Annotated in this window: 16 protein-coding genes and 1 pseudogene; 9 read left to right on the forward strand and 8 right to left on the reverse strand. The window is 74.8% G+C overall.

Annotated elements, in window-relative coordinates:
* Positions 1-14: 14 nt before the first annotated feature.
* Positions 15-593 (reverse strand): TetR/AcrR family transcriptional regulator, encoded by a 579-nt coding sequence (locus STTU_RS17410; protein WP_007825193.1) that lies wholly within the window; start codon positions 591-593, stop codon positions 15-17.
* Between the two features lie 234 nt (positions 594-827).
* On the opposite strand from STTU_RS17410, the gene STTU_RS35905 reads away from it, so the two are divergent.
* A complete protein-coding gene (locus STTU_RS35905) occupies positions 828-1,535 on the forward strand; it encodes a DUF4232 domain-containing protein (RefSeq protein WP_043255507.1) in 708 nt (235 codons plus the stop codon).
* 133 nt (positions 1,536-1,668) lie between these two features.
* Here the strand turns inward: STTU_RS35905 and STTU_RS17420 are convergent, their stop codons facing one another.
* Both STTU_RS17420 and STTU_RS17425 read right to left on the reverse strand, forming a co-directional pair.
* Positions 1,669-2,382: a nucleotidyltransferase family protein gene (locus STTU_RS17420; RefSeq protein WP_007825200.1), complete on the reverse strand. Its 714-nt coding sequence runs from the start codon at positions 2,380-2,382 to the stop codon at positions 1,669-1,671.
* Between the two features lie 362 nt (positions 2,383-2,744).
* The gene (locus STTU_RS17425; protein ID WP_007825201.1) at positions 2,745-3,371 is read right to left on the reverse strand and encodes an NADPH-dependent FMN reductase; all 627 of its coding nucleotides are present in this window, start codon (positions 3,369-3,371) and stop codon (positions 2,745-2,747) included.
* A gap of 137 nt (positions 3,372-3,508) precedes the next feature.
* Between STTU_RS17425 and STTU_RS17430 the strand changes: the two genes are divergently transcribed.
* From STTU_RS17430 to STTU_RS17445, 4 genes are all read left to right on the forward strand, one after another.
* On the forward strand, positions 3,509-4,345 hold the full coding sequence (locus STTU_RS17430; protein ID WP_007825203.1) for a helix-turn-helix domain-containing protein: 837 nt from the start codon (positions 3,509-3,511) through the stop codon (positions 4,343-4,345).
* 282 nt (positions 4,346-4,627) lie between these two features.
* Positions 4,628-5,005: a DoxX family protein gene (locus tag STTU_RS17435; RefSeq protein WP_043255509.1), complete on the forward strand. Its 378-nt coding sequence runs from the start codon at positions 4,628-4,630 to the stop codon at positions 5,003-5,005.
* A 15-nt stretch (positions 5,006-5,020) separates the two neighbouring features.
* Entirely contained in the window at positions 5,021-5,935 is a 915-nt protein-coding gene (locus STTU_RS17440; protein ID WP_007825205.1) for an RNA polymerase sigma-70 factor, read from the forward strand.
* Between the two features lie 130 nt (positions 5,936-6,065).
* Positions 6,066-6,557: a nucleotidyltransferase domain-containing protein gene (locus STTU_RS17445; RefSeq protein WP_043255511.1), complete on the forward strand. Its 492-nt coding sequence runs from the start codon at positions 6,066-6,068 to the stop codon at positions 6,555-6,557.
* A gap of 62 nt (positions 6,558-6,619) precedes the next feature.
* On the opposite strand, the gene STTU_RS17450 is transcribed toward STTU_RS17445, so the two are convergent.
* Entirely contained in the window at positions 6,620-7,393 is a 774-nt protein-coding gene (locus tag STTU_RS17450; RefSeq protein WP_007825208.1) for a VOC family protein, read from the reverse strand.
* Between the two features lie 262 nt (positions 7,394-7,655).
* Here STTU_RS17450 and STTU_RS33205 point away from each other — a divergent pair.
* Positions 7,656-8,047, forward strand: a pseudogene (locus STTU_RS33205) (VOC family protein).
* Positions 8,048-8,059: 12 nt separating this feature from the next.
* On the opposite strand, the gene STTU_RS17455 reads toward STTU_RS33205, so the two are convergent.
* Together STTU_RS17455 and STTU_RS17460 are read right to left on the reverse strand one after the other, a co-directional pair.
* Positions 8,060-8,446: a VOC family protein gene (locus STTU_RS17455; protein WP_043255512.1), complete on the reverse strand. Its 387-nt coding sequence runs from the start codon at positions 8,444-8,446 to the stop codon at positions 8,060-8,062.
* Between the two features lie 401 nt (positions 8,447-8,847).
* Positions 8,848-9,546, reverse strand: coding sequence for an aspartate/glutamate racemase family protein (locus STTU_RS17460; RefSeq protein WP_007825211.1), 699 nt, complete (start codon positions 9,544-9,546; stop codon positions 8,848-8,850).
* Positions 9,547-9,725: 179 nt separating this feature from the next.
* On the opposite strand from STTU_RS17460, the gene STTU_RS17465 reads away from it, so the two are divergent.
* The 3 genes from STTU_RS17465 to STTU_RS17475 all read left to right on the forward strand — a co-directional run bounded on the left by STTU_RS17465 (position 9,726) and on the right by STTU_RS17475 (position 11,572).
* On the forward strand, positions 9,726-10,088 hold the full coding sequence (locus tag STTU_RS17465) for a helix-turn-helix domain-containing protein (protein WP_007825212.1): 363 nt from the start codon (positions 9,726-9,728) through the stop codon (positions 10,086-10,088).
* 56 nt (positions 10,089-10,144) lie between these two features.
* Positions 10,145-11,074, forward strand: a complete 930-nt coding sequence (locus tag STTU_RS17470; RefSeq protein WP_043255514.1) for a hypothetical protein — start codon at positions 10,145-10,147, stop codon at positions 11,072-11,074.
* A 153-nt stretch (positions 11,075-11,227) separates the two neighbouring features.
* Positions 11,228-11,572, forward strand: a complete 345-nt coding sequence (locus STTU_RS17475; protein WP_029396735.1) for a DUF2516 family protein — start codon at positions 11,228-11,230, stop codon at positions 11,570-11,572.
* A gap of 110 nt (positions 11,573-11,682) precedes the next feature.
* Here the strand turns inward: STTU_RS17475 and STTU_RS17480 are convergent, their stop codons facing one another.
* Entirely contained in the window at positions 11,683-13,119 is a 1,437-nt protein-coding gene (locus tag STTU_RS17480) for a PP2C family protein-serine/threonine phosphatase (protein WP_007825214.1), read from the reverse strand.
* Between the two features lie 233 nt (positions 13,120-13,352).
* Entirely contained in the window at positions 13,353-14,846 is a 1,494-nt protein-coding gene (locus STTU_RS17485) for an NlpC/P60 family protein (RefSeq protein ID WP_043255516.1), read from the reverse strand.
* Positions 14,847-15,097: the final 251 nt, after the last annotated feature.

The raw sequence follows: 15,097 nt of genomic DNA on the forward strand, positions 1-15,097 counted from the left end.
AAGCCGTGAAAAACTCACCCGAGGGCGACGAGGGCGACCTCCACGAGCGGTTCGAGGGCGCGGGTGTCCGGGGTGACCTTGGCGGAGACGAGAAGTCCGTTGAGGAACGTGACGAGGTAGGCGGCGAGCGTCCTCGGGTCGTGGCGGGGCTCGATCTCGCCCCGTTCCCTCGCGGCGCGCAGCACCTCGGCGAGCGCGTCCCGGCTGGCGTCCTGCATGTCCCGTACGGCGCGCCGGACTTCGGGGCTCTCGGGGAGGCGTTCGCAGGCGGCGTTGACCGCCAGGCAGCCACGACCGCCGCCCTCGACGGCGATGCGGACCCGCTCGACCAGCAGGGAGCGGATCACCGACCGGGCGTCCGTCCCCTCCTCCAGCGTGCGCAGGGCGGCGGCGGCGAGAGTGGTGCGGTAGTGCGTCAGGGCGGCCTGGTACAGCCCCTCCTTGCCGCCGAAGGCGGCGTACAGGGACCCCTGGCCGATCCCCAGCTCCCGGGTCAGGTCCCGCACCGAGGTGGCCTCGTACCCGCGCGTCCAGAACAACTCCATGGCGCGGCCCACCGCCGCCTCGGTGTCGAACTCCCGTGTCCTTGCCATGGCTCCACCGTAGGCTATCTGGATCGCCTGTTCAAGAAAGACCCCCGGGGCCCTCGGTGGTCCGTCGCGTCGCGCCCGTGGTGATGCGCGGTGCGTGTCACGGGGGGGGGTTCGTGCCACAGGGAGGGGTGCGTGTCACAGGGATGTACGAGAGGGGGGACGGGGGGAACGGTCCGGGGCGGTCTCGTGGTCCTCTTGACCGCAATGGCGCACCGAACGAACGAAGGAAGTCTCATGCGGGTCAAGAAGCTCCCCCTCGCCGCCGTCGCGCTCCTCGCGGGGCTCTCCCTCACCGCCTGCGGGGGCGGCTCCGACGACAACGCCGGGGGCGGGTCCGACGGCAGCGCCGGGGGCGGGACCTCGTCCGCCGCCACGGGGCAGGCGTCCGTCGGCGGGGCCTCCGAGGGCGACGGCAGCGCCACGGGCGGGGCCAAGGCGGCCGGTACCTCCGGCGGCTCCGCGAACGCCTCCTCGGGCTCCGGTTCCGGCTCCTCGGCCGACGCCGACGAGCCGGAGGGCAGTGGCGGCGGCCGGATCACCGCCGGGGCCTGCAAGACCGAGAACCTCGCCTTCGACACCGCGCACGGCATGGGCGAGGGCACCCTCGTCGTCAGTATGCGCAACACGAGCGGCGACGCCTGCTCGCTCAAGGGCTTCCCGGGGATCGACATCCTCTCCGACGAGGCCGGGGCGCCGCTCAGCGCCGAGCGCAGCGACATGACCGCGCCCGCCGTCAACCTCAAGTCCGGTGACACGACCCGCTTCACGCTGCACTACCCGCCGAGCAAGAGCGGCAACTCCGGCGTCTTCATCAACGCCGTCGACGTCACGCCGCCCAACGAGACCCACACACAGCACCTCTCGGTCGGCTTCAGCGTCGAGGCGGGCGCCGACAAGCCCGGCCTCCTCGTCGTGGACCCGGTGGGCGCGGGCAAGCAGTGAGCGGACCGGCGCGGGCCGTACGGCCGGGGACCGCGCCGACGCGGAGCGCGAGCGCGTACCGGGTCCCGGGCGCGCCCTCGCCCGTCGAGCGCCGGCGTGGAGGGTGAGCGCGTGACGGCTTCCGGGCGCGCCCTCACCCGTCGAGCGCTCCACCCCCGCCCCACTCCAGCACCCGCAGCTCGGGCCAGACCTCGCGCCACCGGGCCGCCTTCGCCTCGTACACCTCCCGAGGGGCGAGCACCGGGTTCGGGCGCAGTACGAGGCCGAAGACGTCCGCGAGACCGTGCGGCGCGTACACGCGCCACGGGCCTTCGCCCTCCCCGGCCCGCACGCCCACGCAGCACGTCGTCGCCGCGAAGGAGTCGATCGCCGCCTCGCTCGACGGGTACGGGGCGCACGGCACGCCGAACTTCGCCTCGTACCAGAGGTGGACGCGCGCCTCGTTGCGTATCTCGACCTCGGCCGGGAGCCCCGCGAAGACCTCGCGGCCACGCCTGATCACGGCGTCCTCGGCGTCCCAGGAGAGGTCGGAGGCGTCGTGGTAGAAGAGGTCGTAGTCCCGGATTCCCCGCGTGGGCGGGCGGCCGGTGACGACGTTCCACACCGTCTGGAAGACGCACCCCGCCGTCACGTACCAGCCGGGCAGCCCGAGCCCGGCGGCTCGCCGCACGACCTCGCCGAGAATCTCGTTGCGCGCCAGGATCTCGCGCAGGGCGACGAGTTGGGCGTCGAGGGGGAGGCGGGCGAGGGCGGCGCGGTCGGCATCGACGGGAAGGCGGGCGCGGGCGGCATGCGGAGCGTCGGCGGGGAGGCGGGCGCGGGCGGCCGGGCGGGCCTCGTCGGTCATGCGGGGCACCCTCGCACGTACCGCTGACAGCGACCCGCGCGGCCGAGGCCCGTCAGCGGTCGCCGGGTTCGGGCCGGGGAGGTGTCGGGTTCCCCGGGACGCGTCGGGTTTCCACGCGGGTCCCGCCTCGTCCGCCGCGCACCGGGCGGTCACCACCGCCGTCCCGGGTTCGGGCTCGGACGCGTCGGGTTCCCCGGGACGTGCTGGTTCCGGTTGGCTCCTGAGTCGTCCGCCGCGCGCCGGGCGGTCACCCCCGCCGTCCCGGGTTCGGGCCCGGACGCGTCGGGTTCCCCGGGATGTGCTGGTTCCGGTTCGGCTCCTGCCTCGTCCGCCGCGCGCCACGCGGTCCCCCCGCCACCCCCTCACCCCGGGTACGGCTCCGTCTCCCGTCCTGCCCGCAGGGTCCGTGCCCACCAGCCCAGCCGGTCCAGGAGGTCCTTCGCGAGCGGTCCCGCCGCGGGGTCGAGGGGGAGGCCGTCCTCCCAGGCGGTGAGGTAGCGCGCGAAGGCGAGCCGGTCGCGGAGCGGGACCGCGTGGAGTTCGGTCAGGACGTTCTCCAGGTGGAGGGCCGCGTGGGCGCCGCCCGCCGCACCGCCGTAGCTCACGAAGGCGACGGGCTTCGCCGCCCACTGCGTGAAGTGCCAGTCGATCGCGGCCTTGAGGGACGCCGGGAAGCTGTGGTTGTACTCGGGCGTGACGAAGGCGAAGGCGTCCGCCTCGGCCAGCGCGCGCGTCAGCGGGGCCATCCCGGCCGGGCGCGGGTAGGCGTCGCCCGCGTACTTGGGCGAGGAGGCGGGGAGCGTGAGGGGCAGCTCGATGTCCGCGAGGTCCACGACCCGTACGTCGAACACCCCGTGCGTACGGGCCTGTTCGGCGAACCACGAGGCCACCACGGGACCGAAACGGCCCTCGCGGACGCTCGCGACGAGGACGGTGAGGACCGGGAGGACGGGAGGGCGGGCGGAGGCGTGGTCCGGTGTCTGTGTCATGGCAGCCAGGATCGTCCGATCCGGTGCGCGGGGGGAGACCGGGCCGGGGCCAGCCACAGCAGGGCCATCGGGGCTGGTCCCCGCAGGGCCACCCAAGGCCCTGCCCCCGCCCGGCCGCCGTTGCCTACAGTGGCCGTATGGGCACGCCACTGGGTGACTTCGTCCGGGCCAAGCGCGACAGCATCCGTCCCGAGTCCCTCGGTCTCGCGGCGCAGCCGCGCGGGCGCGCGCCGGGGCTGCGCCGCATCGACCTGGCGGGACGCGCGGGCATCAGCGTCGAGTACCTGACCCGCATCGAGCAGGGCAGGGACCGCAATCCGTCCCCTGCCGTCGTCAACGCCCTGGCGGACGGGCTGAGTCTGGACCCCGGCGAGCGCGCGCACCTGCGGCGCCTCGCGAAGCTCACCACCGCGCACTGTCCGGGCGGCGCGCGTCCGGCCCCGCCCTCGCGCGAGGTCCGGCCCACGGTCCTCGCCACGCTCCGGCTCCTCGCCCCCGCACCGGCGTACGTCACCAACCGGCTCGGCGACGTCCTCGCCCACACGCCCGGCCTCGCCGCGCTCCTCGGCCCGAGCGGACTCCTCGACGCGCCCGCACCGAATGTGACCCGGTACGTCTTCACCGACCCGCGCGCCCGCACCGTCTTCCCCGACTGGGAACAGCTCGCCGACGAACTCGCCTTCGACGCCGGCCTCGGCCCCTCCGCGAGCGCGTCGGCCTGGTTCACCAGCGCCCTGGCGGCGGAGGCGGGCCCCGAGTTCACCCGCCGCGCCCGCCGCCACCTGCCCCCGCCCCGCGACCCGCTCCACCTCGTCCACCCGGACGAGGGCCCGCTGCGCTGGCACCGCGAACGCCTCGAACTCCCGTCCCCGGACGAACAGTTCCTCCTCGTGCTCCTGCCGGCGGACGAGGCGACGGAACGCGCGGCCGGGCGGCTGGGACGAGGCCGCCCGCCCCTGCGCGCGCTGGGCTGAGCGGTTCCGCCTCTGCGCGCTGGGCTGAGCGGGCCCGCCCCTGCGCACCGGGCTGAGCGGTCCCGCCTCTGCGCGCGCCGGGCTGAGCCCGCCCGCCTCGTCGCGCGCCGGGCCGAGCCCGTACGTACCCGCCCGCCCCCCCCGAGCCCGCACGCTCCCTCGCGAGGCGGAGCCCCCACGTCCCCGTCCCGGACGACACCCCTCCCCGCGTGTCACAGCCGCGCCCCCCGTCTCGTCCCTGTGGCGTACCCCGGGCGAACGACCCGGAGGGGAGAGGACGCCGTGGACGCCGTGCTGTGGACCGCTGCCGCGCTGCTCGCGCTGGTGGCACTGACGGGCGGGATCAGCAAGACCTTCGTGGCCCGCGAGCACCTCGCCGCCGTGCGGGGCGGCGGCTGGACCGCCCATGCGGGCGACGGGTTCGTCCGTACCCTCGGGCTGCTCGAACTCGCCGCCGCGCTCGGCCTGTTGCTACCCGTGTTGCTGGGGATCGCGCCCGTACTCGTGCCCGTGACGGCCGCGTGCTGGGTCGCGCTCATGCTGGGTGCGATGCTCACGCACGGCAGGCGGGGTGAATTCGCCCTCGTGGCACTGAACTTCGCCTACCTCGCGCTCGCCGCGCTGCTCGCCTGGGGCCGCTTCGGCCCGTACCGCTTCTGATCACCGGGGGATGAAATGACCAATCGCACAGCCGAGTTCGAGCGCTGGCGCCCGCTGCTCCTCTCCGTCGCGTACCGGATTCTCGGCGGGGTCGCCGAGGCCGAGGACGCCGTGCAGGAGACGTGGCTGCGGTACGAGGCCGTCGAGACGGAACCGCGCGCGCCGCGCGCGTACCTCGCCGCCGTCGTCACGCGCGTCGCCATCGACGTGCTGCGCTCGGCGCGGGTCCGCCGCGAGACGTACGTGGGCCCCTGGCTCCCCGAACCGCTCCTCGCCGACCCCTACGAGGACCCCGAGCGCACCGCCGAACTCGCCGACTCCGTCTCGATGGCCGCCCTGCTCCTCCTGGAGCGCCTGAGCCCGCTCGAACGCGCCGTGTTCGTGCTCCGCGAGGTCTTCGACTTCGGCTACGCGGAGGTCGCGGGCGCGGTCGGCCGCTCGGAGGACGCGTGCCGCCAATTGGCGGCACGGGCCCGGCGGCACATGCGCGAGGGGCGGCCCCGCTTCGCGGCGGACCGGGCGGAGCGCGAGGAACTGGCCGCCCGCTTCTTCGACGCGCTGCGCGAGGGCGAGATGGACGGCCTGCGCACGCTCCTCGCCGCCGACGTGACGGTGGTGGGCGACGGGGGCGGCAAGACGCCGCAACTGGCCCGTACGGTCGCGGGCCCCGACAAGGTCGCCCGCCTCCTCGCCGCCGTCTTCCCGCGCATGGCCCGCGCGGGCATCACGTACGAGCCGTGCCCGGTCAACGGGCAGCCGGGCGCGGTCTTCCGGGATCGCACGGGCAAGATCCTCCAGACGCTCGTCCTGGACATCGCGGAGGGCAGCGTCCAGACGATCCGCCTCGTCCTCAACCCGGACAAGCTCCGGCACCTGGGGCCGGTGGCGGACGCGTGGGAGGTGTCGGCGGAGGTGAAGCGGGCGCGGTGACGGGGGCGGGTCACCCCGGGGACGGGGACGGAAACGGGAACGGCGCCGCGCCGCCCTCGGCCGCTTTCTCCGCGCCCCGTACGGAATTCGCTCGCCGCGCCCGCGCGCCCGCGCCTACCCTCCTCGCGTGATGACCGCGGACGACGTACTCGCCCTGCTCGCCCTCCTGCGCCGCGCCGGTGCCGACGTGTGGGTCGAAGGAGGGTGGGGGATCGACGCGCTGCTCGGGGAGCAGACCCGCGAGCACCAGGACGTGGACCTCGCCTACCGCCGCGAGGACGAGGCGGCGGTCGTGGCCGCGCTCGCGGCGGACGGCTTCGCCGAGACGGAGGACCAGCGGCCCGTACGGCACGTCATGACCGCCCCCGACGGCCGCGCGGCCGACCTGCACCCGCTCGCCTTCGCGGCGGACGGCTCGGCGTGGCAGGAGTCCTTCGAGCCCGGCCGCCCCTTCCCGTACCCGGCGGACTGCTTCGTGGAGGGCACGATCGCGGAGGCGGCGGTGCCGTGCCTCTCGGCGGCGCAGCAGGTCTTCTTCCACACCGGCTACGAACCGAGGCCCCACGACGTGGCGGACATGGAGCGGCTGCGCCGCGCCTTCGGGGTGCGGACCCCGTACTGAACGAGCCCCGGCGAGGTGAGTGCGCACTCACCTCGCGGAGCCACCCCGCACCCCCCGCCCCGTTACCGCGACGGCGGCTTGATGAGGGCGAACTGCGCGCCCTCCGGGTCGGCGACGACCGTCATGCGGCCCGCCACCATGTCGAAGGGCGGCGCGAGCACCGTGCCGTCGCGGCGGATGAGCGCGTCCGCCGTGGAGTCGACGTCGTCGACGGCGAAGTACGTCAGCCAGTGCGCCGGGGTGCCGGGCGGGTCGTTCCTGAGCTGCGTCGCGCCGCCCACCGTCTTGCCCGCGACCTTGATCTCCCAGTACGCCTCGACGCCCTCCACCGGCTCGAAGTTCATGCCGAACGCCTCGCCGTAGAAGGCGGCGGCGGTGGGCACGTCGGCCGTGTGCAGCTCGTTCCAGATGAGAGCGCCCGCCTCGTTGACGAGCCGCGCCCCGGCGAACTCGCCCGCCTGCCAGACGCCGAAGACCGCGCCCTGCGGGTCGGCCGCGACGAGCATCCGGCCGAGGTCGCCGACGTCCATGACCGGCGCGACGAGCGAGCCGCCCGCGCCGACGATCGTGTCCTGCATCGCCGGGGCGTCGGTCGCCGCGAAGTACGTGGTCCAGACGTTCGGCATCTCCGGCTGGTCCGCGGGAGCCGCGCCGATACCGGCCACGGGCTTTCCGAGCAGCTCGCAGATCGCGTAGCCGCCGGAGTCGACGGGGCCCGGCCGCCCCTGCCAGCCGAGCAGGTCGCTGTAGAAGTCGATCGCGTTCTGCTGGTTCTTCGCCATCAGGTCGACCCAGCACGGCGTGCCGGTCGTGTACGGGCTGGTGATTTCAGGCACCTTGCGCCCCTTTCATGGGATTCGTCCCACACCCTGACGGCCCGGACGAGCCCGCAGCCACCTGACACGCCGCCACCCGGGCGCGCGTCAGTACGGTGCGGGGTCGGCCCGCGGGGTCGGCCCGCGGGGCCGGTATGCGGCGGGGCGGCCTTCTCGTACGGCGTGGGGCCTGCGTCCGTACGTACGGTCCGGTGCCCGCGTCCGTGCCGTCCCGGCCCCGCTCCGTACCGTGCGGGGGCCCCGCCGACCGAGGAACCGCCCCGTGCCCCCGTACCTGCGTCCCGTCGCCGTCACCCCTCGACTGCGCCGACCCGCTCGCGCTCGCGGCCTTCTACGGGAGGCGACGGGGCTCGCCCCGCACCCCGGATCGGGCGCGGGGTGCGGGGCGCTCACCGGCCCGGACGGCTTCGTCCTCGGCTTCCAGGCCGTCGAGGACTACCGGCCGCGCCGGCCGGGCCAGGACGTCCCGCAGCACGTGCACCTCTGCTACGAGGTCGACGAGCACCTGGGCACGGCCGAGGCCGCCTCCTCGCCCTCGGCGCCGCCGTACCCGGCCACCAGCCGCACGACCCCGACCACGCCCGCGTCCTCACGGACCCGGCGGGCCACCCCTTCTGCATCGTGCGGAAGAAGCGGGAGAAGGGGAAGGGCTGAGCCCCGCCGGGTTCACTCCACGCGGCGGGCGAGCACGCAGAACTCGTTGCCCTCGATGTCGGCGAGGGTCACCCAGGACACGTCGTCCCCCTGCCCCACGTCCACGTGCCGCGCCCCGAGCGCGAGCAGCCGCTCGACCTCGGCGGCCTGCTCACGATCGCTCGGATTGACGTCGATGTGCAGCCGGTTCTTGACCGCCTTGCCCTCGGGAACCCGCGCGAACGCGAGCGACGGGGGCGCGTCCCCGGCCCGGGCCGCGCCCGTCCCCGGCGCCCCGATCGACACGAAGTCGCCGTCCTCGTCCTCGTACACCTCGTAGCCGAGCACCGCGCACCAGAACCGCGCGAGCGCGCGCGGATCGACGCAGTCGACGGCGAGTTCGGTGAAGCGGCTGGTCATACGTGTTCCTTTCGGCATGCCGGGGGTCAGTACCCCCGGATCAACGGGTGGAGAACCGGCCGGGACGGAATGCCACGTGTCAGTACCGCGAGGCCACCTCCCGGGGAAGGCGCGCGAGACGCCGCAGCACGTCCGCCCGCACGGCCGGGAGGGTGCGGAGCCGCCTTTCATCGCGCCCGCCTCACAAGGCGCTCCGGTGGCGCGGGCGCCCCGTCTCGGGCGCGTGCGTCCGCCTGTCCCTCCGGCGCCCGGGGCCCGTGCGCTGCGGGGACTGCTGTCGTCGCCCGGCATCGCCCGGCATCGCCCGGCATCGCCCGGCATCGCCCGGCATCGTCCGGCCGGCCGGTGGCTTTCGGGCGGGCCCGGGTGGCCGGGCGCGGCCGGATGAGGGCGGCCCGGGATCAGCGTCCGTGTGCGAACGCCTCGGTGACGGCGGCCGCGGCGTGGAGGCGGGTGGTGGGGAAGACGGGAACCGGACTGTGCTCCGCGCTGACGAGGAGCTCGATCTCGGTGCAGCCGAGAATGACGCCCTCCGCGCCGGCGGCCACGAGCCGGCCGATCACCTCGCCGTAGGCCGCGCGGGACTCCTCGCGGATGATGCCGAGGCAGAGCTCTTCGTAGATCACTCGGTGGACCAGGGCCCGGTCGTCCGCGCCGGGCACCAGCACCTCCAGGCCGTGCCCTGCCACGCGGTCGCGATAGAAGTCCTGCTCCATGGTGAACGCGGTACCCAGCAGCCCCACCCGGCGCAGCCCCGCGGTCCGCACCGCGGACGCTGTCGCGTCGGCGAGATGCAGCAGCGGAACATCCACCGCCGCCTCCACTTGACCGGCCACCTTGTGCATCGTGTTGGTGCAGATCAGCAGCAGGTCGGCACCAGCGGCCCGGAGCGACCGGGCGGCGTCGGCGAGCACCTGGCCGGCATCTTCCCAGAGCCCGGCGACCTGCAGCCGCTCGATCTCGGCGAAGTCGACGGAGTAGAGGACGCACTTGGCGGAGTGGAGGCCGCCCAGCCGCTCCCGGACCCCCTCGTTGAGCAGCCGGTAGTACTCGGCCGTCGACTCCCAGCTCATGCCGCCGATCAACCCGATGGTCTTCATCGCTCCACTCTGCCACGCGCCTCTCCGGTCGCGGAGCGAGGAACCGGCGGACGGCGAGACCACCCTCGCGACGGCTCCGGGCGCGGGGCGCGCTCCTGCCGGCCTGTGCCGTTCGCGGCCGCTAGCCGCCGCTAGCAGGGCGCTTGCAATAGTTAGCAAGGTGGGGCAGCATCGACGGCATGGTTTCGCTTGATGTGGGGGGACTGGGGGAGTTCCTGCGGGAGCAGCGGCGGGCGGCGCGGTTGTCGCTGCGGCAGCTCGCCGACGCGGCCGGGGTGTCGAATCCGTATCTCAGCCAGATCGAGCGCGGGCTGCGCAAGCCCAGCGCCGAGATCCTCCAGCAGCTCGCCAAGGCCCTGCGGATCTCCGCCGAGACGCTCTACGTGCAGGCGGGAATCCTCGACGAGCGGGAACGGGCCGAGGCCGAGACCCGGGCCGTCCTGCTCGCCGACCCCACGCTGACGGCACGCCAGAAGGAAGTACTGCTCCAGATCTACGACTCCTTCCGCAGGGAGAACGGCATTCCCGTGGAAGACGACTGACCCGCACCCGTACTGCCAGGCACTCACCCTCACTCGTGTTCCGGGAGGACCACGCCATGGCCATCACCGACGATCTGCGCAAGACCCTCACCGACCCGACCCCCCTCTACTTCGCCGCCGGTACCGCCGAGCTGGCCGTCGAGCGGGCGCTGCGGCTGCCCGCGATCCTCGACCAGCTCCGCGCCGAGGCGCCCGCCCGCATCCAGGCGGTGCGCGAGAGCGACCCCAAGGAGATCCAGGACCGCGCCGTCGCCCGCGCCCGCGAGGCGCAGGCCGTCGCGCGCGCCGCCGTCACCGAGGTCGTCACCGCCTTCTCCTCGCGCGAGAGCCGCGACGCGGAGCTGAAGCGGCTCCAGGAGAGCGCGCAGGGCTTCGCGCTGCGCGGCTTCGGGCTCGCCGCCGAGTACGCGGTGCGCGCGCGGGAGACGTACGAGAAGGTCGCCGAGCGCGGCGAGGAGGCGGTACGCGGCTGGCGCGGCGAGGAGGCGGACGGGTACGGGTACGAGGGCGGTACGGGGACCGGGACGCGGTCCGGGATGCGGTCCGGGGACGCCGACGAGGCCCCCGCGCCCGGCGCCCCGCGCGTCGCCGTCGACCCGGAGCCCGATGAGCCGGTCGAGCGCGTGGAGCCCGTCGAGCGGGTCGAGCCGGTGGTCGTGACGAAGCCGGTGGCGGACGAGCCCGTCGTCACGACGAAGCCGGTGCCCGACATGCCCGTTGCCACGACGGAGCCCGCGCCCGAGGCCGTCGCCGAAGCCCCGGAGGCCGCGCCCGCCCCGGCCGGGGAGTCCCCCGCCCCGCGCAAGGCCGCGCCCCGCCGTGCCGCCCGGCCCGCCGCGAAGCCCGCCGCGCGGAAGCCCGCGGCCAGGAAGCCGTCCGCCACACCGCCCGCCAGGAAGAGCGCCGAGGAGACCCCGGCCACGACCCCCGCGGAGCGCGACGCGCAGCGCGACACGAAGGGGAGCGCGGGCGGCGCTCAGGAGTAGCCGGGGGCGCGCCCCGCGGGCGCGTCCCTTCGCGCACGGGTGCCCTGTCGGTGCCAGCCGGTACGGTGGACAGTCACACGCCGTACCGGCCGGTCGCGGCGGGCAGGCGGACACGTACGTAAGAACGACCGAACGAACCGGGCGGTGGCCATCGTGTTGATGCAGGGCTTCGGCAACTTCCTGTCCCTGCTGTCCCTGGCGCTGACTCTCTTCTGCGCCTTCGCGTTCTTCGACAGCCTCTTCCGCCGCGAGGACGCGTTCCGCGCGGCCGACAAGAAGACGAAGCCGTTCTGGGCGATCGTCCTCGGGCTCGCGCTCGCGGTCGCGCTCATCTTCGGCGTCGGCCCCATGTCGTTCCTGTCGATCATCGGCCTCATCGCCGCGATCGTCTACGTCGTGGACGTGCGCCCCGCGCTCAAGCAGGTCACCGGCGGCGGCCGGCGGCGCGGCGGGTCGAGCAGCGACGGTCCGTACGGGCCGTACAACGGCGGTCGCTGAGCCCCACCGGGGTGAGCCTCGCCGCACTGAGCCCCACCGGGGTGAACCTGACCGGGCCGAGCCCCGCCGGGCAGCCGCGCGGGGTCAGCGCGCGGGGTCAGCGCGCGGGGTCAGCGCGCGAGCAGGATCGCCGCGACGTCGTCGGTGAGTTCGCCGCCGTTGAGGTCGCGGGCCGCGTGCACCGTGGACTCCAGGAGTTCCGCGCCGCGCAGTCCCGCGCCCTGGTGCTCGCGGACGAGCGCGAGCATGCCCTCCTGGCCCAGGCGCAGGCTGCCCGCGCCGATCCGCCCCTCGATGAGGCCGTCCGTGTAGAGCATGAGCGACCACTCCGGGCCGAGGCCGACCTGCGTGCGCGGCCAGCGCCCGCGCGGGAGCAGGCCGAGCGCGGGCCCGCAGGGCTCCTGCGGCAGCAGTTCGGCGCGCCCGCCGCCGCGCCGCACGACCGGGGCCGGGTGCCCGGCCAGGCACATCGCGGCGCTGCGGCCGTCCGGCGCGATGTCCACGGTGCAGAGCGTCGCGAAGGTCTCCTCGTCCTCGCGCTCGTGCTCCAGGACCTCCTGGAGCGTCGCGAGGAGCCGGTCGCCGCTGAGCCCGGCGAGCGTCAGCGCGCGCCACGCGATGCGCAGCTCGACGCCGAGCGCCGCCTCGTCCGGGCCGTGCCCGCTCACGTCGCCGATCATCGCGTGCACGGTGCCGTCCGGGGTGCGCACGGTGTCGTAGAAGTCACCGCCGAGCAGCGCGCGCGAACGCCCCGGGCGGTAGTGCGCGGCGAAGCGGAGCGGGGCGCCTTCGAGGAGCGGGGTGGGGAGCAGGCCGCGTTCCAGGCGGGCGTTCTCCTGGGCGCGCAGGCGGCCCTCGGCGAGCTGGCGCTGCGCGGTGTCGGCGCGCTTGCGCTCGACGGCGTAGCGGACGGCGCGGCTCAGGACGCGGCCGTCGAGTTCGTCGCGCACGAGGAAGTCCTGCGCCCCGACGCGGACCGCCTCCGCACCGCCCTCGACGTCCTCGGACGCGGTGAGGGCGAGGACGGCGTGGTGCGGGGCGAGGTCGAGGAGGCGGCGCAGGACCGCGAGCCGGTCGTCGTCGTCCGCCGCCGGGAGGTTCAGGTCGAGCAGCACGCAGTGCACGTCGTCGGTGAGGAGCCGCGCGGCCTCGGTGAGGTTGCGCGCGGTGCGCACGCGGATGGGCTTGCCGGAGGCGTCGAGCATCTCGGGGATGCTGAGCGCGCCCGACGGGTCGTTCTCGACGAGGAGCAGCGTGAGGTGGCCCGCGCCCGTGGCGGGGGTCGCGGACGGTGTGATGTCCGGTGCGGCCCCGTGGCGCGGGTCCGGTTTTCCGGGGCCCTCGCCCTCGCCCGGCTCGGGCGGGGTGTCCCCGCTCGGCGGTACGGGGGTGACGGCGAGGCCCGTGCCGTGGGCGAGCAGCCCGGCGCCGTAGAGCCCCGCGCGGGGGTGGTCACCCAGGGTGACCGGGGCGGGGTGCGTGCGGGGAGCCGTGGACGACGGCGCCTGGACCGGTCCTGGCCGGTTTCCGTTCCCGGGTACGGGCATCAGCTTCCTCCGCCTCCCTCCGAGGCCGCGACGGGACGCCGAACGGCGCCCCACCGACGGGGACCCTAGCGGTCGGCACGCCGCGAACGGAATGCCGGGCGGGCGCGGAACAGCGTCATATGCCGCCCCCAGCAGGCCATTTGCGGACGAGCCGACCGGGCGCGGAATGACGAAGGTCACGCCGGGAGGGTGCAACCGGCGGGAGTGCGTGGCCTGGGTCACGCGGGGCGGGATCAGCCCTTCACGGGGCTTTTGTCCGCCTTGCTGGCCTTGTCGGCGCCGTCCTTCGCGGGGTCGGGGGCGTCGCGCTTCGTGCCGTGCCGCGCATCGCGGGCGGAGTCGCGCGCGGCGTTCTTGTCCGCGCCCTTGCCCGCCTTGTCCGCGCCCCTGTCCGTGCCCTTCTCCGCGCCCTTCTTCGCCCCCGTTTTCGCGCTCTTCTCCTCGCCCTTCCCGGTCTTCTTCTCGTCCTGGGGCTGTGTCGTGGCCGCCGCCTCCGGGTCCGGGCGGACCGCGCCCAGGATCTGCATGGAGCCGACGCCCGCGACGGTGACGGAGCGGCCGGGGCGGGGGGCGTGGATGATGTCGCCCTTGCCGATGTAGATGCCGACGTGGCTCGCGTCGGAGTGGTAGATGACCAGGTCGCCGGGGCGGATCTGGCTGAGCGGTACGTGCTGGAGCTGCCGCCACTGCTCCTGCGAGGTGCGCGGGATGATGCGGCCCGCCGCCGCCCACGCCTGCGAGGTGAGCCCCGAGCAGTCGAAGGAGTCGGGGCCCTCGGCGGCCCACACGTAGGGCTTGCCGAGCTGGGCCGAGGCGAAGGCGACGGCCTTCGCGCCCTGTTCGCTCGCGCCCGTACCCGTGGCGACGTTCTTCCCCGCACCCGCACCCGCACCCGCACCCGCGCCCGCGCCCGCGTCGGGCAGGACGCCCGTGTCGAGGAGGCGGGCCTGCGCGCGCTCGGCCTCCGCCTTCTCCAGGGCGAGCAGCCGCTGCCGCTCCTTCTCCTCCAGCCGGGATTCGAGGAGCTTGGCGGCCTTGATCTCCTTGCGGACCTCCGCGCGCGCCGTGTCCTTGTCCTTCTCGGCCTTTTCGAGGCGGTGGAGCGAGGCGGTCGCGTTCTTCTTGTCGCGCGTCAGTTCGCGCTGGGTGTCGCGGACCTGGTCGAGGAGGATGGCGCTGCCCTTGTTGCCCTCCTTGGCGAGTTCGGCGGCGCGGAGGAAGTCGTCCGGGTCGTCGCTGAGGAGGAGGCGCTGCTGCACGGAGAGGCCGCCGCCCTGGTCGCGGTACTGGGCGATCGCGGCGGCGGCGAGGCGGTCGCGGAGGTCGGCGAGACGTTGTTCGCCCCGGACGACCTGGGCGGTGAGCGCCTCGACCTTGTCGGACTGCGCGGAGCGCTTCTCCTCGGCGGCGTTGTACGCGTCGGTGGCCCTGCCCGCCTCGGCGTAGAGGTCGTCGATACGGGTCCGTACGGCCTCCAGTTCGGCGTTGCTGAGCTCCTTGCCGGGGGACTTGCTCGTGACGCCCGGGGAGCCGGGCTCGGGGAGCGGGGCCGCGAAGGCGGAGCCGGGGGCGGAGAAGGCGAGCGCGGCGCAGACGACGGCGAGCGCGCTGAGCAGCAGCCTGCGGCCTCCCCTCCGGGGGCGCGGCGCGTCGGCTCTCGTCCCCGCGGACCCGGCCGGAATCTCGTCCCGCACCCGGTCCCGCCCCGCGCTCACGTCACGGTTCAACGTCCCCGCCCCCCGATTCCTCAGCCCCGCCTGTCCGTGCATCCGGCCGTCAAAGGTCCCTTACCGCAGGTAACCCACCCGGATGGTGCCATGCCGCCCCCGCGTGGCGACAGAGGCGCGGAGCGCCGGTTTGCTGTGAATCCCCCCGCCCCACCCCTCACTTCCCCCCGCACGGGCCTCTCGAACTCTCGGACGAACAAGCGGACCGCATTGTTCCCGCACCCCCCAGGGGTGCGGGAATCTCCCTGCGG

The sequence above is a fragment of the Streptomyces sp. Tu6071 genome (genome assembly GCF_000213055.1).
Taxonomy (GTDB): domain Bacteria; phylum Actinomycetota; class Actinomycetes; order Streptomycetales; family Streptomycetaceae; genus Streptomyces; species Streptomyces evansiae.